Below are 22,905 nucleotides of genomic sequence, written 5' to 3'. Positions count from 1 at the left end.
TGTCTTCCTCTTGCTACTATTAATGTTAACGCATACATTCGCCGGCAAATATGAGGTGATATTTTCTTTTGTTGTCAAAAATTAGCCTCTATCAGCTAAAAATCACTATTTTCCCTCCAATCTTAGAAAGCGTTTTCTATAATGGGAACAAATCCATAATCAGCCTCTTCTACTGCCAATAAAAAAAGAGACCGCCTCGCTAGGTTTGCACCTGTTGAGTCGGCCTCTTTCATTTGTACTTATTCAGCTGTTTACCGATGGTCAGCCCAAGAATACTTAGGGCTCCAATCCAGCGTATCCTTCGCCATTTGATTGCTGACTACAGCTGTCCGCCCAGTTAAAGGCGCGCGCAGATCGATGACTCCCGGATAAAATTGCTGCAGCAAACGCTCGGTTGACCATTCGCTAAGCGTATCGTTGCTCGTAATATTGAGACAAATCGCTCCGCGGTCCTCCACATGAAGGGACGCGATACATGCACTGACTGCATCTCGTATATCAATATAGCTCCATAAAATATGTTTAAAGGATTCCGGCTTATCAACAGCAAGATGCTTGTAATCCTCAGGTTTAGTAATCATAGAGAAACGGAGTGAAATGACCTGCATGCCATTTCTTCGATCGAACATCGCAGCTGTCACTTCATTCACTACCTTCGATAGACCGTAGCACTCTTGCGGCTGCTGCGGATGGTCCTCGTCCAGCGGCAAATAATCCGGTGCAAATGGCGTCGGTGCCCATGCAAAGCCGTAAGAAGACTCGCTTGAGCCCATAACAACCTTCCGAATACCAAGAATCGAGGCGGCTTCCAAAATATGATACGCTGCAACCGTATTGTTCGCGAATATATACGGGTACGAATGGCCAAGCGGTGCAGGAATAGCAGCCATATGTATGATGGCATCCGCACCGTGAAGCGCTGAAACGACTTGCCCAAAATCATTTAAATCTACTTTAATTTGCTTGCAATGCAGCTGATTTGACCGCTCGTTGTCCAAGGAAACAACCTGATAGCCATCCTGCTGAAGCGCCCCAATGAGCTGTGTCCCGAGCTTGCCGCTCCCGCCAGTTACTGCGATTGTTTTCATAGAAGAAGCACCTCCAATTTCCAACTTTGTATTATGGCCGCACAAGCGTACCGTCAGCCTTTCGATCCAGATGATAAGGATTGTGATATGCGGAGCGATTCCAATTGTCCCCAACGAGCAGCTGCGCCTTTAGCTCATCCAGCTCAATGCCAAGACCCGGCTTGTTCGAAGGGTAAAGATAACCGCCCTTTCTAACGATATGCCCCTCAAAGGCATCAAGCTCTTCCGCACTAAAATGGTTCACTTCCTGAATGCCGAAATTCCATATCGCCATATCAAGATGTACCGCTGCCGCTTGGTTAACGGGATCATTCTCTCCGCCTTCCTGCCACGCGGTACGTACGCCAAACGCTTCGCACAGCGCTGCTATTTTGCGGCATGGCGTTATGCCCCCAGCTTTCGAGACGCGAACGCGAATGAAATCGATCAGCCTCTCCTTGACTAGCTCCGTCCACTCCTGCGGATTCACGAACAGCTCGCCAACCGCCTGCGGCGTTGCGCTCTGCTGACGAAGATGGCGATACCAGCCAATTTGCTCTGGTGCGAGCGCGTCTTCAAGAAAGAACAGACCATAGGGCTCAACCCGCTTCGCCAGTTGAATCGCATTGATAGGCGACAGATGCTCATGTACATCATGCGTAAACTGGATGCCCATGCCAAACGCTGTCCGCAATTGCTCGAACATGTTCGGAATGGCATTCAAATAAGCCTGCTCGTCAAACACCGGACCGTTTGTCCAAGCTCGCTCGGGCAGGTTCGCTTTGTCAGCATTAATGAAGCCGCCTCCCCCATACCCGCCCATCTGCACGCGGATGACGGTATAGCCCTCCTCCATAAAACGCTGCACATCCTCTTTGAGCTCGGAAATATCCGATCCCCCAGCATGTCCATAACAAGGAACAGCCGCGCGGCTTGCCCCGCCGAGCAATTGATAGACCGGCAATTCCGCTTCCTTCCCTTTTATATCCCACAATGCCATATCAATACCGCCGATTGCCGTATGCAAAATAGCTCCGTTTCTCCAATAGCCGCTCATATACATCGTCTGCCACAAATCTTCTATGTTAGCGGCATCTTTGCCGATCAGAAGCGGCGCCAGCAATTGCTCAATAACTTGTACAACGGCTTCCGGATTGTAGACATCCGAAGCCGAGCCGAGTCCATAAAGCCCGTCTTGATCGGTCATCACCTTTACGATCGTCCAAGTTCCGTTCTTACGCGTTCGAATACATTTGATTCCCGTTATTTTCGCCATGCCCTCACCTTTCCTTTCCGTGTCTCGTTTAGTTTAAGTCAATCACACGGCATTCCACATGAGGCATTTTTAAACTTTCTGTCCTATTGTTAGCCTCTTTCCTAATCCTATGATGCTTATTGCCTTAGTAGTTACAATATAAAAAAAGAGAGCATCCAATATATGGGATACTCTCTTTTTACCTGTTTAAAATTAGACTTTCTCTAATTGCTCAAGTACAAACTGCTTGAACGCTTCCACCTCGTTAAAAATTCGCTCCGGCAGGACCCGGTAATCTTTATCCTGCACGACAGCCATCCACTGGGCAGCAAAGGTACGTATTCCGGCTTCTTGACCTGCCATCATATCATCGTTGCTGTCGCCGACAAAAATAGTTTCTTCCTTTGCCCAGCCAAGCTCGTTTAATATAAGATGGATCCCTTCCGCTGATGGCTTGCGCTTCTCCACATCATCGCCCGTTACAATCTTGTCGAAGCTAACCTCCCAGCCCAGCTTGTCCAGCGAAATATCGAGCGTACGCCGCGATTTGCCTGTGAACATGGCAATTCCGATGCCTGATTGCCGCAATGAGACTAGCAAATCAGCGATTTCCGTATTTCGCTCTACGAGCTCCTCATGCCGCTGCTCGTATTCAGCTACATATTCGGTTATGGCTGCTTCCACTTGCTCGCGATTGTTTAGATGCTGTTCAATAATTTGAAGCTCCGTCGGCCCTGCCAATGCGTACATATCCTCAATCAACACTTGCCTGCCATCATATCTCTGGAATACACCTGAAATCACTTGATACATCACCGGCCAAGTATCGGCAAGTGTACCATCAAAGTCAAAAATAATATGTTTAATGTTGTTCAAAACAATCTCTCCTCTCCTACAATCTCTCTCTATTATAATCATGAAAAAAGCGATCCCGCTAGGGGAGCGCCTTTTTCGTTTAAAGCTGCGAATGTTTACTGATGACTAGTCGGATGATTTACGGTTAAGGGAATTTCATTATTGAAGAGACGTGCAATATCGCCAGTCAACCGCAAATAGAAATCAGAGGATACGGCTACGCCGTCTGCATCGAGCGTAAGGAAATATTGATTGTTCGGAATCATAGAGCTGTTCTCTGCGGCTTTGGCAATCGCTGTCGCCTCGTCATATTCATCAAACATCGCAATATAACCTGTATTGATGCCTAAACTTTTTAAATTGTAAGCCTGTCGCCACATGAAATCGCCATGCAGACGAGGAATTTCGTTGACGGGACCGTTTTTCATGTTTTTCCATGCAAAACCCGGCCAAATCACGGGCTGATATACGATGCCATTCTGCTGAGTAAATGCGAAATCCGGCGCCCACTGATTCGTCTTGTAATGATCAGCGCCCGCTAGCTGGCTGAACCGACCGACAAACCAAGGCGATAGCATATCAAGCGATTTGTACACATCGAGGAAACCAGGCTTCGAATCGTTATCCCCATTGCGCCAATGGGTAGGAACGCCGCCGATCACATAATAGCCTTGGTTTTTGAACCAAGCGATTAAGTCTGCGGATTCCGCTGCTGTTCCCGGCCGATCGGTAAACCCGATCCCCCAAATACAGATAACCAGCTTACCGTCCTGCTTGGCATAGGCAGTCGATGAGGTTAAATTCATCGTGCCAACAACATTGTTCGTAAAATCATTTTTGACCGCATTGACCCACTGGCTTGGATTGAGATCCGTAATGTCGTACATCACATAAAATTTGCGGTTATAGGTTTCTGCAGCATTTTTCACCTTCACAGCTACGCTGTCGCGGTTCTGATTCCAATTATTCGGCGCATAGTTTGCATCCGCCCCAAATCTTTGCAGCGCTGCGCCGCTAATGTTGTACGTCTGCATCCATTCAAAATGCTTGTTCACCGTTTCTTGATCATAAGAGGAGAACAGCTTAGCTGGCTGACCGTTGCCTAAATTGCCTAAGTTTGTTTGATACAGCTTCGTATACTCTCTTAAATCTGGATACATCTCGAAGTTTACGTTGGAGTTCGCTGTCAGATTATTATTGTTTTTGGACCAATGTGTCCAGTTATTTAGAGGTGATCCGTCACCCCCAGCGGTAAACCAGCCCTGGTAGCCCGCAAACACCTTTCCGACTACATCGCCGCCAATTGCGGCAGCAGCAAATTTGAACCAATTGATATTAAACAGATTACCTGCTCCTCCAGTAAATTTTAAATATAGATTATGGACTCCGCTTATTGTGTTAATGGAGCAGTTTTTGGTTGTCCATGACTGCCAGCCGCCCGTAGTCGTTACCGCGCAGGTACCTGCCAGCGTGCCATTCAAGCTGTCCAGTCTAATTTCAACATTGCCGCCGGTTGTTTGGCTTGCCACACGCAGCGCAACCGATGAGGCTCCGCTCCCGAAGTTCACATTGTTAAACACAAGGTAATCCCCGTTGTCCACATAAGCGACATTTTGACCGCCTTCACTGGAGTTTTCCAATTGCGTGCCAAATTGACTGTTAAAGGCGGAAGCTGCCGTTTGAACAAAAGCCGATATCGAGCCTGGCGCAGCTGTTGGAGCAGGTGTAGCTGTTGGAACTGCCGTCGCACTCGGTGAAGGCGTTGGCGTTGCTACAACGGTCGGTCCATACACCTCAAGCTCCGATATTTGTCCGCCAGTTGCTCCAGTATTAGCCGTCACATTTATTTTGACATAACGCGCATTAGTGCTTGTAAAGTTGATGGTGACCGCATTTGTACCGGATTGATAAGTATAGGCCGCAGAAGCAACAATGGTGTTGTAGTTTGTATCATCACTGCTAGTCTGCACAGATAAAGTTTGCGTACGGTCACCCCAAGCAAGCGGCAGCTTAAGAACTACTTGATTGATGGCTTGGCTGCTGCCCAAATCGACCCTAATCCAGTTCGGATAGCTGCTTGCAGCTCCCTCCCAATAGCTTGCTTGATTGCCATCCGTTGCGTTTGAAGCTATATAGCTCTGAGTATGGTTGCTTTCCGTTACACTTTTGTTCAGCGCCAAATTGCCAGCTGCCGATACCTTGGATGGTGATAACGAGAGCTGCGTTGAGATAAGAACCAGAACAAGCAATAGGATGACGTAAACCTGTCTTCTTCCTTTAACCAACATAAATTCCCTCCTCAAAAATTGGATGATACCGCGATGCTCCAATCCCTATTTATTCGATCCTACCACCTCCTTCGCCGCATCTGGGGTATCGAAAAAAGCCTGATCCCCCGGGGGACCAGGCTCGCGTTTTAAGGCTGCTGGTTGTAAATGCGATACAAGAGAACTGCCGTTTCGCAGCGGCTTCTTTCATACTGATCCAATGTATCCGCTTTCAAACATTGTCAAAGGAGAAGCCTTCCTCTACATAAGGTCGGCTTCTCATTCGTCACACTTTATTTTTTCTTCGCAAGAAACTCATCAATTTGTCTTTGAGTTTCAGCGATGATGACATCAAGTCCATTTTTCTTTTGCGTTTCGATATAAGCAGCAACTGCCTTCTCGACATCCTTCACCACGCCAAACTCTATCGGTCTGTTCAGCTCATCGTTTGCTGTATCACGTTTTGCAATCTCGTTTTTCATATTGTCTTCAGCGATAAACAAGCCGTCGATAGGTGAGTTGACGTTATTAGGCTTGCTTGCAAATTCAGCTTCCTTCAGCCAGAAATCCGTTCCATATGTCATCGTCGGACGCATGAATTGCGGCTTCCAGAATGCCCATTGYCCGCCCCACTCCATATAGTTGCTCGTCGTTGTTTCCATGCCTTCCGGATATTCAGCCGTTTCCCCGTTCAATACATAGGTTTTGCCTTCAATACCGTATTGCACAAGGTCATACAACGTTTTGTCGGTTTCCATCATATCCAAGAAACGAAGCACTCGTTCTGGATTTTTGGAGTTGCGGTTAATAGCAACGACATTGGCAAGAGCCGTACGGTTAACGAATCTTTTGTCAGGATAAAGCTCTGCCGATTCCATCTTGAATGACGGATCAGAGAAACCAGGATTAGCACTTACCCATTCATGCGATGTTACAGTGAACAGCTTCTTGCCATTTCTCCACTCTGCTGCTTCGTCTGACTTATCGATCATCGCATCACGGTTAATCAAATTATCGTCATACCAAACTTTAGCCAGCTTTGCAGCCTCTAGGTAGAATGGTTGCTGCTCAACCGCTTTAATCGTAATTTTATCATCGCTTAAATAGAAGCCAAGGCCGTGGAAGTTAAGATCTACCCACTCATCACGAATCATAATGAGGGATACCGGCGGCGTCCGGGAAATTCTTTCGTTCGGGTACGCTTTTTTCAATTCACGCAGCAATCTGTCGACATCCTCAATCGTTTTGATTGAGCCTGCTGGAATATCAAGTCCCGCTTTCTCGACAAGATCAGAGCGCCAGCCAGTAAATTTACGCTCATTCATTTTCATCGTCCATGGAAGACCTACGATATTGCCGTTTACCGTTGCAGCAGCAAGTGTACCCTGCTCCTCATATTTCTTATGCAAGTTAGGAGCAAATTCCGGCAGCAGATCGTTTAATGCCATGTATGAACCTTTTGCAGCCATCTGCTTGTACGAAAGCCAGTCGCCGTCAAAGTTCATATCCCAGTTGTCGCCGGATGCGGCCATAACGAGCATCTTTTCTTTGAAGTCGCCAAACGGAATGAAGTTAATATCGAACTTCACGTTAAGACCTTTCGCTTTCACATATTCGCTAACCTTGGACCAAACCTCATCCGTAGCCGCTTTTTTATCACCGCCAAAATAAAACTTCAGCGTAACCTCATCCTCTTGCTTCACTTCTTCGGTTCCGCCAGTTGGCGCATTAGTCGCCTTCCCATTATTGCTTGGCGTATTGCTGTTGCTTGAGCTGCATGCTGCTAGAATAACGCTTAGCAGCATAATGACAGCAATAAATAGCGGCATTTTTGTTATGCTTTTCTGCATCTGAACCTCTCCCCTTAGCTTATGTTTTATATACTACACGGCTGAAGCCGAGATAGTCATCCTTTTACTGCGCCCACCATCAAACCTTTGACAAAAAAACGTTGAATGAATGGATACAAGAAAATGATAGGGCCAATGGTAACGACCGTAAGCGCCATCTTGATCGATTCCGAAGGAATTTGCGCTGATATTCGCTGCATAGCGGATGCATTGCTCGAGCTCTTCAGAAATTCCACGTTGGAGATGAGCGTTCGCAGCAGCAGCTGCAGCGGTTGGAGCTCCTGCTTATCAACAAACATGAGACCTAGAAACCAATCGTTCCAGTAGCTCAATGCTACGAATAAACCGACGGTTGCAAGTACAGGCAAGGAAAGCGGTGCAATGAGGCGATAAAAGATTTTAAAGTCGCCCGCGCCGTCCATTTTGGCCGATTCATTCATATCCTCGGGTATGGATAACATAAAGTTGCGAATGAGGAACATATTGAATGCATTAGCGAGCATCGGTAAAATAAGCGCCCAAAGTGTATCTTTTAGATCCAAATATCTCACGCAAATGATGTACCAAGGTACTAATCCGCCATTAAAGAGCATTGTAATGATGACGTAGATAGACAAAATGTTTCTATACTTGAATGACCGTCTCGCCATTACGTATGCGCCCATGCTCGTTACGAGCAAGGATAGAATTGTTCCTGCCACCGTAACGAGAAGACTTACGCCATACGCATCAATAATGCGATTAGAGCCTAGAAATAAAATGCGATAAGAATCGAAAGTAATGCTCTTTGGCCATAGCGTGTATCCATAATCCATAATGTCCTTCTCCGTACTTAACGAGCCTGAAATGACCATAATGAATGGAAACAAGCAGGACAGACTGAACAAGGAGATCGCTATAATGATAATAAATTGTGAAATTGAAAATCTCTTCAGATGCATGCAGATGATCCTCCCTTGATGTGAATGGACGTTTTTAGAAAATAGCCGAGTCTTTGTCTATTTTGCGTGCCGCGTAATTGCTGCCGATAATAAGCACGAATGCGATGAACGACTGGAGGAAGCCCGCCGCAGATGCCATGCCGATATCTCCTGATTTGCGCAAGCTGCGATAAACAAACGTATCAATAACGTCAGTTGTAGGAAATAAGAGAGAAGCATCGCCGACCATTGCGTAAAACATTCCAAAATCGGCGTTCATGATTCTACCAACAGCCAGCAAGGTTAAGATAATGATCGTTGGCCGCAGCATCGGTATGCTGATAAAACGGATTTGCTGCCATCTTGTCGCACCGTCGATGGACGCTGCTTCATAATACGAATTGTCGATGGACGTTAATGCCGCCAAATAAATAATTGTGCCGTATCCGGTAACCTTCCAGCGAACCGCTATCGTCAGAATGAGCGGCCATAAGCCGGCTTCGCTGTAGAAATCAATCGGCTGCAAGCCTATCGTCTCCAGCACACGATTAATCGCTCCACTCTCAAAGTTCATTAAGTTGTAAGCGAACACTCCGACTACGATCCACGAAATAAAGAAAGGAAGAAAGGTTAACGACTGCGTAACTCTTTTAAAATATTTGTTTCTAATCTCATTGAGCAGCAAGGCAAACCCTACTTCAAAAATGAGCCCGACTGTAATAAACAATGCGTTTAACAGTATCGTGTTTCTCATCGCCCGAAAAGCGGTCGGAGAAGAGAACAAATAATCAAAGTTATTCAGCAGCGGGTGCATCCAATCGCTTCCGAAAATTCCTTTAGCAAAGTCAAAGTCTTTGAAGGCGATGACTAGACCTGCAAGCGGCAAGTAGTTAAAGAGAAAAAGGAGCGTCGCGACGGGCAGGAACATGAGCAGCAGCGTTCGATTTCTAAGTAATTCCCGAATGACTCCATTAGATTTCATAATCGATTTCCCTTCCATTGATGTGATACTTTTATTCTAAGGGAGCCCGCCTAGGCTTACTATGAGCCAATCTTATACTTTGTGGTTTAAGATTATCCTCCTATGCATATAGCTCCTTTTCCCCGTCTCCCAAACGCCGACTCTACTCTATCTGCGCATATTTGCGCTTACCGACAACAAACCAAGACCTTTCTCGCGCTGTAAGAACACATACGTGCTTACAGCATCATTTCAACCTCGATCAGACGCCTCATCTACTCAATAAGCGCATATTTGCGCTTACCGACAACAAACCAAAGCTTTTCTCGAGTTGTAAGAACACATGCGTGCTTACAGCTTCACTTCCACCTCAACCAGATGGCTTCGCTACTCTATAAGCGCATATATTCTTACAGCTTCATTTCAACCTCGATCAGACGCCTCATCTACCTCAATAAGCGCACATATGCGCTTACAGACAACAAACTAAGACTATTCTCTCGCTGTAAGAACACATGCGTGCTTACAGCTTCACTTCCACCTCGGTCAGACGCCTCATCTACCTCAATAAGCGCATATTTGCGCTTACAGACAACAAACTGAAGCTATTCTCGTGCTGTAAGAACACATACGTGCTTACAGCTTCATTTCCACCTTAACCAGACGGCTTTTCTACTCAATAAGCGCATATTTGCGCTTACAGACAACAAACTAACCCTTTTCTTAAGCTGTAAGAACACATCCGTGCTTATAGCTTCATTTCAACCTCGATCAGACGCCTCATCTACTCAATAAGCGCACATATGCGCTTACAGACAACAAACTAACCCTTTTCCCAAGCGTTAAGAACACATATGTGCTTACAGCTTCACTTAAACCTCAACCAGACGCCTCATCTACCTCAATAAGCACATATTTGCGCTTACAGACAACAAACTAAGTCTATTCTCTCACTGTAATAATACATACGTGCTTACAGCTCCATTTCCACCTCGCCGAGACGCCGCAACTATTCTTTATGCATACGAGTTCAAACAAAAAAAGACCACCTAAACAACCGGTGATCTCTACATGCACAGAATTCTAACTAAGTAATAGACTTCTTCCTTCGTTTTTACCAATTAAGCTTTGTATCCATATGTAGCTTTGTTCATCAAGAACGTCATAGCCCCATTACTCTTGGTTACTTCCTAATCTCCTTTGCTGCCTAGCGTTTGTTCTCATAGCCGACTACTTTACCTACGATTTCCTCTTTGGCAAAAGCACCCGCTGATTGGCTGTCATGGAATCCTCGCCAACGTACATCCGCCAATATAAAATACTCATTCTCCTTTAACTGCAATGACTTATTCATAGAATCATTTTTATCGGAAGAAGGATCGCTCCCGTAAAAGGTATCCAGTTTATTCCCATTAATATAAACCTGCCCTTTTTTAACCTGAACCGCCTCACCAGGAAGCCCAACAACTCTAGCTATATCCGTCGCTTTTTTATCTTTTTCAACTTGGAATAAGGCAATATCGCCGCGAGATACTTGATTTTCCTTATAATAATTTAAATCAACCAACACTTCATTGTTTAAAGCAAATGGATGGAGATGCGTATAACCGAGCTCTGACAGCATGCCATCCGTTTCTACTTTTACCTTCGTCAATGAGGAATCCGGGTTTTGAATGAACTCTATTCTCTTCTCTGTAGCCGTATCCGTAATGGAATGACTACAGCCGCTCATGATCAAGATCAAGCCCGTGAAAACAACAAACATAACCTTCCATCTCGTCCTCATCAAACATCCCCTCCGCTGCCTRCTGTCACTTATCACGATTCCGCTTCCAATGCTCTCGCAGCTCCAGCGTTTTTTTGTTCCATGCCTCTGTCTCTGGAATAATACGGTTAATGTCGGCACCTTGAAATACGATATCATTAATAACATTGATCCAGTTGTACTCCGAAAAACCGGGTATCGTGGCGCCGGGCAATACGAGGCTGTTATCCTTGGTCATCTTCACGGCTTCGATATTTTTCCCTTGCCATAAGGGAACCTCATCAATATAGCCTGTCAGCTCTGGATCAATAACGGAAGCATTCGCTCCCTTCTCGATTTTCCATTTCTGCGCCTCCATCTCGAATTGAAAACTAATCCATTTATATGCCTCTTCTTTATGCTTCGAGCCGCTCAGCATCGCAAGCGGACCATAAATATGGAAGGAGTATTGGTTGACCTGCCCTCTCGGAAAGGGAAGTATATCCCAGTTAAAATCAGCCTTCTTATGCAGTGTCGGAAGCAGCCAATCCCCGGCAATGTCAAACGCTGTTTTTCCATTTATGAATTGCTTAACCACATCGCMTTGTGCTTTGGATTCTGCCCAAGAGAGCATAGACCCATCCTTGGTGACAAATTCAGTCAGCCAGCGCACATCCGCCATCACATCCGGCGTGCTTAGCAAGCTTTGGGTCAATCGATCATTTAGGTAAGCCAAATTAGGAGCATGCCCATCCGCTGCAGCTTTCATCGGCAGCAATCGCATCACAAAATCACTGTTTGTAGTGAGGCCATATTCCCCAGCTGCAGGGTCCGTGACACGTTTTGCAATATCACGCAAATCATCAAAGCTCCAATCATTTGAAGGCATATCTATGCCATGCTTGGCCAATAAATCTTTATTTACAATAATCCACATTGGAACATCGACGAACGGCACAGCAAGCCTCCGGCCATTAAAGGCCATCGTATCAAAGTATCCATCGGGCAGCACCTTGCCTTGGAAGGAAGCATCTTCATCCATGTACGGCTTTAAATTTTCGAGCAGGCCGTTTTGTTCATAACGAAGCAAATCACCAACAACCCAAGTCAGATCAGCTGGTGTGCCTGCCGCCTCCAATGCAATAATTTGATTCATGATTTCGTCATCGCCGCCCACGATTTGAATAGGCTCAATTGTAATCCATGGATATTTGGCATTGAATTTATCGTACAGCTCCTTATACGTCTCTCCTCCCCAGGTCAGAAGCTTAAGCGTAACTGGTATTTTGCCTGAATATTGCCCTTCTTGACCACTATTTGATCCCTCTGCCGCATTCTCGCCATCCCAGCCTTTAAACGTGCAAGAGGTTAGAACTAGCATAAACATCAGGAGTATACTTATAACAAATGTTTGTTTACGTTTGTTTATCAAGATTATGCCTCCTTTGATACTCACGCTTCACTCATTGCCAATTGAATCGATATTCTGGTCTTCCTTCAAAATGGGATGCCTTAACGTTATCGTTGTTCCCATTTCGGGCCCCGTCTTGATTTCAAGCTTGTAACGATCTCCAAAATAAAGCTTCAAACGATCATTCACATTGCGAAGCCCTACGCCTCTGCGCGTATGCGAGAACTTTTCGCTAGGCTCTTCTTCCGTCTCCAGCAGTTCCAGCACGGACGCTGGAATGCCTTTACCATTATCCACAATATCGATTACGATATCCTCTCCGATTTTTCTGGCTGCGATCATAATTTTCCCTTTATCAAAATCGTCGCGCACACTATGCTGAATCGCATTTTCTACAAGCGGCTGCAGCAATAACCTTAGAAACGGCATATCCAGCGTCTCTGTCTCACAGGAATACAAAATACGAACGACCTTGCCCATTCTTGCTTGTTCAATCGATACATAAGCCTTTACCTGCTCAATCTCGCGGCGCAGCGTCGTAATCTCTTTCCCTTGGTTTAGACTGAGCCGCAGCAGATTTCCAAGTGCCGATACCATCTCGCTTATGTCGCTGCGTCCATGATTTTCCGCCTTCCACCTAATTGATTCCAAGGTGTTGTATAGAAAATGAGGATTAATCTGGTGACTCAGCACTTGAAACTCCAGCGCTTTTTTGTTCCTTTCGGAGCGCGCTGCCTCTTTAATCAATCCATCTATGCGCTGAACAAGATTGCTTACTCCTCTATACAGCCAGCCAACTTCATCCTTGCGAGACGACGAAGGCAGCAAGTAATGAAGATTTTCCGCCTCCAGCCTCCTCATTAAACGAACCAAATGCGCAATAGGCTGTGTATAGTAAGCTGTGATATAAAAGACGACACTAATGCAGCAAATAAGATAACCGATCAAAAAAATAACGAGCATGCGGTTAATTTCATCAATCGTACCCGTCAGCTCATGAAGAGGGGTCAAGCTGACGATAGTCCATGGATGGTTAGCCATCTTCAAATACGTGGCGAGGTAGGTTTCCCCTTCAATCGTAATGGACGTAGAGCCTTCATCACCCGATTTCATATAAGAGATTAAGGCTGTTGACGGAAATTCCTTGCCTGTCCATTCATTAACTGTAGAATCATAATGCACGATGCCTTTCTCATTAATGAGCAGCAGCTTCTGATCCTTTAGCTGATCGGACGGCGAGAAATATCTTCTTAAATAGTCCTCGGATAAGTCGGTCGCAATAATGCCTCTTAATTTTTGATCATACAAGCCCGAGAATCGCTTCACATAGGAGAGCAGCGGTTTTGCGTATTTCCCATGCATGGGCATGGTCAGATACCACGTCGGACTAACCGTCGCTTTTGAGCGCTGAAACCAATACTGGTCTCCGATACGCACCGATTCATCAATTGTTCTCATATAGGATGGATAATCTGTTGGCTTGATTGGGTACACCTTGACTCTAAAAGCATCAATCGTAGACGTAGCGTGATACAGCACAGTCAACAAATTGACTGTAAACGCTTCCTCTTCTGCCTTGTTTAATGGTTCCGTTTCCAATAAATCCTGAAGTTCCTTATTTCCGATGACATCGTTAACTTGATCATTTAAGTTACCCAGATAAATCTCGAAGTTTTTTCTTGCTTGAAGAAGGTAGCTCATGGACATTTTCGTATTCGTATTGGAGATGCCCTCGATCGATTTAATATGCGCATAATACGCAAAAAGCAGAAACGGAACGATAATGATCATAAAAAATATGAGAATCATCCGATTGCGAAAGGATGAAGCGAGCCGAAAGGACACTTTGTTCACAAGTATACACCTGCCTTCCACTATGCTAACCCCATCACTGGAGTAGACTTGTCCTCGATAATATACTCCATTGAGCTACTTTTGCAATAAATAATTTAAGCTTGTTACAGCATTTCGATATACATAATTCCACATTCCTGGCAAAGCGATAATAATTCCCCTTAAAGTTTGCATATCCCTCATTGTGAGCAGCTTGCATATTCTTTAGACTAATGGCGTAATACCTAACCTTTCAACGAAAAGAGGAACAACGATGACTGCATCGAAAAGGGTGGTACATGTCATTTCGCATACCCATTGGGATCGAGAATGGTATATGCCTTACGAAGCCCATCATGTCAAGCTGATTGAGACAATGGACACGCTGCTGGAAACGTTCGAGGCCGATCCTGATTTTCGCAGCTTTTACCTCGATGGTCAAACGATAATTTTAGATGATTATCTGCAGGTGTACCCCGAGAAGCAGAGCCAAATCCAAAAGCTGTGTGATGAAGGCAAGCTCTCTTTGGGTCCTTGGTATATTTTGCAGGATGAGTTTCTAACCAGCAGCGAAGCAAACGTAAGAAACTTGCAAATCGGACATCGGGATGCCAAAAAATACGGACCGATTTCGAAGCTTGGTTATTTCCCAGATTCGTTTGGCAATATGGGACAGGCTGCTCAGCTTTTAAGACAAGCAGGCATCGATACCGCTGTGTTCGGAAGAGGTGTAAAAGCAACTGGCTTCAACAATCGGGTGGAAGATTCCTCCGGCCTTGAATCCCCTTATTCCGAGCTCATCTGGCAGGCACCCGACGGTTCAAGCGTATTAGGCATCCTATTTGCCAATTGGTATAACAACGGCATGGAGATTCCAGTTGATCCCCTCAAAGCAAAGCCTTACTGGGAGCATCGCCTTGCGCGAGCGGAACAATATGCTTCAACCACGCAGCTGCTGCTTATGAACGGCTGCGATCATCAGCCCATTCAGACCAATCTCTCCGAAGCGCTCCGCGTAGCGAGAGAGCTGTTCCCTGCGTACGAGTTCATCCACTCCAACTTTGACGATTATGTAAAGGCGGTTCAAACGCAGCAGCCTCCAAACCTGAGCCTAACGCGCGGAGAGCTGCGCGGCCAGCAAACGGACGGCTGGTATTCGTTAGTGAATACAGCGTCTGCTCGTGTTTACATCAAACAGCTTAATCAACAAAATCAGACGCTGCTGGAGAAAGTGGCCGAGCCGATCTCTGCCATCGCCCATCAGCTCGGCAAGCCTTATCCGCATGGTCTCTTCCAATATGCTTGGAAGACACTAATGCAAAATCATCCGCACGACAGCATTTGCGGCTGCAGTGTCGATGAGGTGTACCAAGAAATGAAAACTCGTTTTGCCAAAAGCATGGAAGTTGGCAAAGCATTAACGACCGAGAGCGTTAAATTTATTAGCGCTAAGGTCAATACAAGTCATTTTACCAATATCAGTGAGTCAGCTGCTCCCTTCATCGTCTTTAACTCAAGCGGCTATGAAGGCTCTTCAGTCCACCAATTCGAAATTGAATGGTCGCACCGTTTCTTCGATCAAAGCGAAGATCCTGTTGCCATTGCTAAGCAGGTTCAAGATCGGACGCACGCCGAAGGGTACTTGGTGAACGGCAGCGGTGAACGCATCGACTTTACTGCTCATGATTTGGGCGTTCGCTTTGGCTATGAACTGCCAAATGATAAATTCCGGCAGCCCTATATGGCTCGCGCACTGCGTCTGACCTTTGAGACCGGCATATTGCCTTCGATGGGTTATGAATCTTTTGCTTGGATACCATGTCAAAATGAGATTAAAACTTCCGGCGAGAATCGCCATTCATTAGTGACTAGTGAACGAACACTGGAAAATGCTCGTCTGACATTGACAATAGAGGAAGACGGAAGTTTTACGGTTTATGATAAGAAAAGCCAGCAGCTGTTTTCGGATCTTGGCCATTACGAGAATGTGGGCGATATTGGCAATGAATATATTTTCAAGCAGCCAGTCGGCGACTTGCCTATAACGACTAAGGGCAGCAAAGCCGAAATTCGAGTGGTTGAAGACTCGCCTTACCGGGCAGCCATTGAAATCACTCATCGCCTTGCTATACCTGCGCGGGCAGATGATCTTCTGGCTGAAGAAATCCGCACAATGGTTGAATTCCGGCAGCGGAAGGCTGGCAGATCGACTTCCCTTGTGCCGCTAGAAATTGTGACACTAGTTAGCCTAGAACGTGAGGGCAAAGGTGTTCAAGTTCATGCGCGCATTGAAAATCAATCGCAAGATCACAGGCTGCGCGTGCTCCTTCCTTCGGATATTGCTGCATCCACACATTTTGCAGATTCAATCTTCGAGGTCGCTGAGCGTCAAAACGTTCCTGCAAAGGAATGGCAAAATCCGAGCAATGCTCAGCATATGCAGACGTTCATTGACGTGCACGGCGAGCATAGAGGCCTCACGATTGCAGGCAAAGGCTTAAATGAATATGAAGTGCTTCAAGATGGCAGAAATACGATCGCTATAACCCTTCTGCGCTCCGTCGGAGAGCTTGGCGATTGGGGTGTATTTCATACGCCTGAAGCGCAGTGCTTAGGTACAAATGAAGCCGAATGGATGATCATTCCTTACGGCAGCGCTGAAGAACGTTTTGCCGCTTATCGCGAAGCCTATCGTTTCCCTATACCCGTTACGGCAATCGCAGCTGGTTTGCATGATGGCGAGCTTGCTCCCGCTTGTGATTTCCTCAAATGGAATGGTGACCAGCTCGCTTTCTCCAGCCTGAAGATCAACGAAGAGCGTGGCGACAGCATGGCAAGGTGGTACAATTTAGCAGAATCCACGACCAGCTTAGCTATTCATCCAAGCGCTGCTTCTGCGTCCTATGTAAGTGACATTATGGAAAACGATAGCGCTAATAAGATCAAAAGCAGCGTTCAGGTCGAAGGCTTCAAAATCGTAACGATTGGTTTAGCCGCTGCTTCAAAATAACCAAATCAAAAAATTAAAAGATAAAATGCAAAGAGGCAGTCTCCCAAGGTTATGCCATTTTCACCTAGGAGTCTGCCTCTTCATGCTTCTTGCTGAGTGTAATTTTTCATATCATTAGTGTGGCACAGCTGGCTCTTCATCCGCAATGCCTCTTTGTCGTCTATATTCCTTCGGCGTGCAGCCGACCTGCTTTTTGAACAGCTTCGAGAAATGCACCGGGTCCTTATACCCCACCTGAAATGAGATTTGATACACTTTGTATTTGATGTCGCCTAACATTTCCTTCGCCTTCTCAATCCGTATTTCTGTCAAATATTCCAAAAAGGTTTTCCGCTTCTCCTTCTTAAAGAGCTTGCTCAGCCATACCGGCGTCACATGAACAGCCATTGCAACACTCTGAAGCGTTAAGCTTTCAGCATAATCCCTCTGCAATATTTTCTCCGCTTCATAAACGATCTGGCTAGGCGTATTGGACAGCTTGCGGAAATCTGCTGCGATTGCAAGAAGGAACAGCTCTGTTTGCACACGCAGCGACTGCAATGTATCGTATTGCTCTAAAAGCTCCCATACCGCGATCGGATTGCTGCCCAAGTTTTTGCTTGGAACACCTGCCGCTGCTGCTCTGCGAAACACCTCGAACAGCCATTCAAATATTTTTTGCTGAATATCACGCAATTGATTGAGACGCCAGGCTTGTACCATCTCCACAAATCGATCCATCGCTGCTGTGATTTCCTCATCCGTGCCATACTTGACGAGATCGAGCACCTCTTCAGGCTCGCTAAGCGACAAGTCACTCCCGTCACCCTCATAAAATAAACCCTGCTCCGTAAATAATCGATTGCCTCCGTATACAGCCTTTTGCTCCAGCACATTTATCGCTTCCCCATACATTTCATGAAGATTTTCAAATGTGCATGGTGTTGTTCGCATGCCAGCGCTTGCTTTCACCTTAACGAAATCGTTGATTCGCTGTAAGCAAAGCTGCGCCATGCCCCGGCTCAGCTCCGCATGCTCTGGCCGCGAGCAGCTGAAAATAACAATCCATCGATTGCTGCTGTCCATGCAAAGCGCAAAGGGGTGAGGATAATCTTCCTCCAGCGTTTGATTGACCACATTGCCGATTCCGAACAATATTAAATCCTTTTCCTTCGTATGGCGATTCTCGATTGCTTTCAGATCATCAGCTTCCACAACAACAAGCGTCATATGCTGATTCGCTATCCACTCCAAATTCAATGTCTGCAAGCGATGTCTTCTCCGTGCTTCACGGTAAGGATCATAGTCCTGCTCAATCATTTCTCTGAGCAGCTCCTCGCGCATTTTTGGAATCGCGAACCTCACTTGATTAATAAGCTGCTGCTCATTATGCTGGTCCATCCTCTTTCGGTGGATATGATCCATCGTTTTTCTAACGATTTGGGTCAGCTCGTCCAAATTGATCGGCTTGAGGATATAGTCCATAACGCCGATTTGGATCGCCTGCTTCACCAGCTCAAAATCATCATACCCGCTTACAACAATCGCTTCCGGTTTATAATTTTCAACGGTAGTCAACGAACGAAGAAATTCCAGCCCCGACATCCGATTCATTTTAATATCTGTCACGATAAGATCCGGTCTCATATCTAGGGCGAGCATTAACGCCGTATCCCCATCATCAGCCACCAATACCTCATCAATTCCGAATGTTTCCCATGGAAAGCGGTTACGTAAACCTTCGCGGATTTCGAATTCATCGTCCACTATTAAAGCACGCAGCATCCTCTCACCTTCCCCTTCATGCATTTTCAAAGATGTTCAATACGGAACCATTACCTAACTACATACTACCTGACTGTATTTCGGATTACACGGGGGTAATTGCAAACTTTATGGTGTAGTATTAAATAAACGAGTGTACCTGCGCACCTTCATACGATCATCCAAAGACAAGCTCACTCAAAAATAAAAGCAGCTGTCCCAATAGGTCTCAAAAACCTGCTGGAAACAGCTGCTTCTCGTGTTATAACAAGTTCAAAATCGGCTCGTATACTCCGTACAGCAGAATATAAAATGCCGCTCCGAGCGCTGAGCCTATATAAGCTCCGTTCAAACGAATACGCTGCAGATCGGTCTCGACCTTGCTCTCGATGAAATGCACCAGCTTTTGCTCTGTGAAGCTATCAAGCGTCTTGCGTACGATGATTCCGATAATTGCATGTTCGGTTTCAATCATCTTCTGCACGAATTTCTGCACGTATTGCTCCAGCCAGCCCTTCGTTTCCTCGTTCGCTTTGAACCACTCCCAGTATGACATAATGAACTGATTAATCAGCTCCTTAATATCGGATGGATTGACGGAATGTTTCTGCGGCAAGGCTAGCTGCTGCTTCGGTTCGCTGATCAGCAGCTGTCTAAAGTTGCCGAGCAAAGCTTCAATAGAAGGAAGCAACGAGATCTTCTCAATCACTTCATCTCTCCATTCATCTACAGCAGCCGAAACATCCTCGCGGTGCTGCAAATTGTCGGCAAGCTGAAGCACCATTTCCTCCAGTAAAACACGAAGCTCATGCTCTGGATTTCGCAAATCATTAATGAGTAGCTGCAAATCGTCATACAGCACATTTGTAGCATCGTCGAGATTCAGCGCATTCGTTGATTCAGCAATCTCCACTGCCATTTTTTTGAGCCATTTGGAGAAGATACTGCCTTGATTTACAAACTTCTCCTTCTCCTTGCCAAGCAGCTCACGAATGACAACCTTGGTTTGTTCTTCCGCTGCGCGTGCCGCTGCAAACTCAACGATCTGGCTAACCCAGCTTTGGAAATTGCCTTTAGCCATCACCCATTTGAGCGCATTGCCCGCGTAAGGCGACAAGCTGATCTTGCCTAAGCTTTTTCGTGCTTTCTCATCCAAAATGACGGATAGACCTTTAATGTCCAGCTTGGCAAGCAGACCAGCCACCAGCGTCCAGCCTTGCTCAGCGAGCATGCCGTTTGGTCGGCGATCGATCCATGAAATGCCGATCTCTACAAGCGATATTTGCTTTACCTTTTCCTTTAACAAATCTTTGCTGAGCAACTGCTGCTCGACCATATTCGCGACGCCTTCAATCAGCTTATCGCGATTTCTAGGAATGATCGCTGTATGCGGAATCCATTTCCACCCAAATGGGTGGCGGAACAATACCGTTACAGCAAATAAATCAGCTAATGCCCCTACGAGCCCCGCTTCGGTCGTGTAGAGCAGCATCCGTGCCCACCACTGGTCTGGGAAGACATATAAACAGCAGGCCGCAATGACGAACAAGGCGGCAAGCAATATTAAGCTGCGGTTTGCTTTTTTTCTCATAGCCATTTATGCTCGCCCTCCAATCCAAAACGTCGCTAGATGCAGGACTACGCCGATAAGCGCTCCGATACCAATTCCGTTAATCCGAATGTACTGCAAGTCGCGTCCCGCTTTCTCTTTAACCAGCTCAATAAGCTCTTCTTCAGAGAAGCTGTTCAGCTTGTCAGTTACCATTTTGCCGATAAAAGAATGCTTCTGCTCCACCCATTTCAGCAGCGTCGTCTTCACGTATTGATCCAGTCGAGTAAGCAGCTCTGTATTTCCCACTACATAAGCTATTCCTTCTTCAACTTTATCCTTGATCCAAGGATAGCGCACCTGCTCGCCTTCCGCATTGGAAGCCGCAGCGAGTCGAATGGACTCCAATCCCCGCTGGATGAACGCATCGAGCTTAAGCTCATCCTTAACAGATGCCAAAAGCGTTGTTTTCCCCGCTTCTATCCGGCTGCGCAATTGTTCATCCGTACGCAGTCTTGCAACAAATTGCGCAATAAAAGCTTTGATTTCCTTGCGCTGCGGGTGGTCTTCAGCATGAAATTTCTGTAGAAAAGATACCAGCCACTCCTGCAATCGTCCGCTAATATTTGCCGCTTCCAGCCCTGCGGAGAAATCGATCAGCTTCCTTCTAAACTTATCGCCTTCGTAGGAACGAATGGCTGAATCGACGATTTGGCCTACAACAGCGCCAAATGGTGCTGATTTCACAATTTTGATAAGCTCCGGAATGATAAACTCGATAATCCGATCATCGTAACCATTTTTGATGGTCCAATCGCCAGCGTCTGCAGCAATGTCTGCGACAGGAATCGAATCGGCATGCTCGAGAAGGAAGGTTTGAACGGTTTTGGCCAGTTCCTGCAAATCAATGGTCGTAATTACATCATCCGCCAGCTGCTGCAAAATGTCATTCACACCCTGTTCGCCGCCGTGCTGCTTCAAATATGTGACTAAAACGTCTGCAATATTATATTCGTCAAGCCTCTCCCTAATATTCGGGATGGTTAACAATTCATTTTGAACCATTTGGACAAGCTCGCCAATCAAGCGCTCACGATTCCGAGAAATGATGTTGGTTCCCATCCAGACCGGCCACTTTATTTGCAAAGGATTTCCAAACAATGCGCTAACCGCAAAGGAATCCRCCAGTCCGCCGATCGTTGCAGCACTAAATAAGGAAAATAACAGGCCTCCAATAAATGTTTCATGAAAGGGAAAAGCCGCCAATATTCCGATCGCTGAGAAAAGAAGCGCTAAATCCGCTTTTTTCTTAATACTGAATTTGTTCATACACAAGCTCCATTCCTGATGATCGTTCCACATTAATTATCCCATATGTATAGGGTGTGAAACAATGGAGTTTCTATAATCTGAGAATTGATCTTTATAAGGATTAAGCGCTGCTGCTTTTAGGGCTTTTTTTGGGCTTCCGAGACACTAATGAATCGCTCTTAGAAACTTGCCAAATGCCCAAGCAAACAAACGCTCCCCCTACGAGATGAGACCATGAGAAAGGCTCGTTTAAAATGCCGTAGGATAGAAGCACCGTGCTAAGCGGAATGCAGCTTGTGTAGACAGCGGCTGTTCCCGCACTCACTTTGGAAACACCGCGAAACCATAATATATAAGCCAAGGCGGTAACGAAAATACCGTAATAAAACAACAGGCCGATATCGCCAACAGTTACACTGCTGAAATCGTATTGTTTAGCCTCAACAAGCGCAATAGGCAAAAACATGATGAATGAAAACAAGGTGACATAGGTTGTCCCAAGCAGCGAAGAGACATTGCTTGCGGTCATTTTGCGCAGGATCGTAAGCATGGATTCCCCAACAACTGCGCCTAAAATGAGCAAAAGTCCAATATACGAAGCTTGTGACGGAGGTGCAGAGGAAGGAATCAGCCATCCTGGCACCTGAATGCTAACAACACCCAGTATGGAGCAAACGATGCCTATTTTAATCGGATTCGTTAATTTTTCTTTTAAAATCATATACGAAAGGAAAGCAACGACCGCCGGCGTTAAGCTCGTCACAATACCCGCTTCCGTTGCGAGCGCGGTCCGCAGGCCATACAGCATGAATACGCGGAATAAAAACATCCCGAGAAACGCTTGCAGCAGTAAAAATAAAAAATCCTTTCTCCCGATTCGGAGCGAGGATTTGCGGCTTAGCATCAAAATCGGAATTAACAGCAATAAAGCAATAACTAGGCTAATCGCCTGTGACAAAAAAACCGGCATCTGCATCGTCGTTATTTTGCCGGCTACTATGGAGCTTCCGATGAGAATAGCGGCAATGGTCAGCTCAAAATACGCAATAATACGAGAATGATTCACATTCAGCAACCCCTCTACTTTTGTTTCATGTATACTGTAGCAAAGGGTCGTTAACTGGTTGTA

Annotated in this window: 15 protein-coding genes; 1 reads left to right on the top strand and 14 read right to left on the bottom strand. The window is 46.0% G+C overall.

The genetic code is table 11. From position 1 onward, the window contains the following. Positions 1–251: 251 nt before the first annotated feature. The 10 genes from AB4Z50_RS04355 to AB4Z50_RS04310 form a co-directional block, all read right to left on the bottom strand. On the bottom strand, positions 252–1,088 hold the full coding sequence (locus AB4Z50_RS04355; RefSeq protein ID WP_441876127.1) for an NAD-dependent epimerase/dehydratase family protein: 837 nt from the start codon (positions 1,086–1,088) through the stop codon (positions 252–254). Positions 1,089–1,119: 31 nt separating this feature from the next. Next, entirely contained in the window at positions 1,120–2,343 is a 1,224-nt protein-coding gene (locus AB4Z50_RS04350) for an enolase C-terminal domain-like protein (protein WP_441876124.1), read from the bottom strand. Between the two features lie 192 nt (positions 2,344–2,535). Then, positions 2,536–3,198, bottom strand: coding sequence for an HAD family hydrolase (locus AB4Z50_RS04345; RefSeq protein WP_441876121.1), 663 nt, complete (start codon positions 3,196–3,198; stop codon positions 2,536–2,538). Positions 3,199–3,293: 95 nt separating this feature from the next. Then, positions 3,294–5,465, bottom strand: coding sequence for a carbohydrate-binding protein (locus tag AB4Z50_RS04340; protein WP_441876118.1), 2,172 nt, complete (start codon positions 5,463–5,465; stop codon positions 3,294–3,296). Between the two features lie 272 nt (positions 5,466–5,737). Continuing rightward, positions 5,738–7,294, bottom strand: a complete 1,557-nt coding sequence (locus AB4Z50_RS04335) for an extracellular solute-binding protein (protein WP_076269438.1) — start codon at positions 7,292–7,294, stop codon at positions 5,738–5,740. Positions 7,295–7,350: 56 nt separating this feature from the next. Beyond that, positions 7,351–8,235: a carbohydrate ABC transporter permease gene (locus tag AB4Z50_RS04330; RefSeq protein ID WP_441876114.1), complete on the bottom strand. Its 885-nt coding sequence runs from the start codon at positions 8,233–8,235 to the stop codon at positions 7,351–7,353. 34 nt (positions 8,236–8,269) lie between these two features. Continuing rightward, complete coding sequence (locus AB4Z50_RS04325) at positions 8,270–9,196, bottom strand: ABC transporter permease (RefSeq protein WP_076269604.1); 927 nt, start codon at positions 9,194–9,196, stop codon at positions 8,270–8,272. Positions 9,197–10,382: 1,186 nt separating this feature from the next. Further along, positions 10,383–10,961, bottom strand: coding sequence for a signal peptidase I (lepB, locus tag AB4Z50_RS04320; RefSeq protein WP_441876111.1), 579 nt, complete (start codon positions 10,959–10,961; stop codon positions 10,383–10,385). 25 nt (positions 10,962–10,986) lie between these two features. Beyond that, positions 10,987–12,351 (bottom strand): ABC transporter substrate-binding protein, encoded by a 1,365-nt coding sequence (locus AB4Z50_RS04315; protein WP_441876108.1) that lies wholly within the window; start codon positions 12,349–12,351, stop codon positions 10,987–10,989. Between the two features lie 27 nt (positions 12,352–12,378). Continuing rightward, entirely contained in the window at positions 12,379–14,184 is a 1,806-nt protein-coding gene (locus tag AB4Z50_RS04310; RefSeq protein WP_441876105.1) for a cache domain-containing sensor histidine kinase, read from the bottom strand. 253 nt (positions 14,185–14,437) lie between these two features. Here AB4Z50_RS04310 and AB4Z50_RS04305 point away from each other — a divergent pair, with 253 nt between their 5' ends. After that, positions 14,438–17,173, top strand: a complete 2,736-nt coding sequence (locus AB4Z50_RS04305; RefSeq protein WP_441876102.1) for an alpha-mannosidase — start codon at positions 14,438–14,440, stop codon at positions 17,171–17,173. A 114-nt stretch (positions 17,174–17,287) separates the two neighbouring features. On the opposite strand, the gene AB4Z50_RS04300 is transcribed toward AB4Z50_RS04305, so the two are convergent. From AB4Z50_RS04300 to AB4Z50_RS04285, 4 genes are all read right to left on the bottom strand, one after another. Next, complete coding sequence (locus tag AB4Z50_RS04300) at positions 17,288–18,937, bottom strand: response regulator transcription factor (protein ID WP_441876099.1); 1,650 nt, start codon at positions 18,935–18,937, stop codon at positions 17,288–17,290. 241 nt (positions 18,938–19,178) lie between these two features. After that, positions 19,179–20,513, bottom strand: coding sequence for a DUF445 domain-containing protein (locus AB4Z50_RS04295; RefSeq protein WP_441876097.1), 1,335 nt, complete (start codon positions 20,511–20,513; stop codon positions 19,179–19,181). Next, positions 20,514–21,794, bottom strand: coding sequence for a DUF445 domain-containing protein (locus AB4Z50_RS04290; RefSeq protein WP_441876094.1), 1,281 nt, complete (start codon positions 21,792–21,794; stop codon positions 20,514–20,516). Between the two features lie 103 nt (positions 21,795–21,897). Next, a complete protein-coding gene (locus AB4Z50_RS04285) occupies positions 21,898–22,842 on the bottom strand; it encodes a DMT family transporter (RefSeq protein ID WP_441876091.1) in 945 nt (314 codons plus the stop codon). Between the last annotated feature and the right edge of the window lie 63 nt (positions 22,843–22,905).

Origin of the sequence: Paenibacillus sp. 2TAB26, assembly GCF_052115145.1 — a bacterium.
Classification (GTDB): domain Bacteria; phylum Bacillota; class Bacilli; order Paenibacillales; family Paenibacillaceae; genus Pristimantibacillus.
The sequence above is the reverse complement of the archived record's forward strand: the minus strand, read 5'-3'. Positions and strand labels throughout refer to the sequence as shown.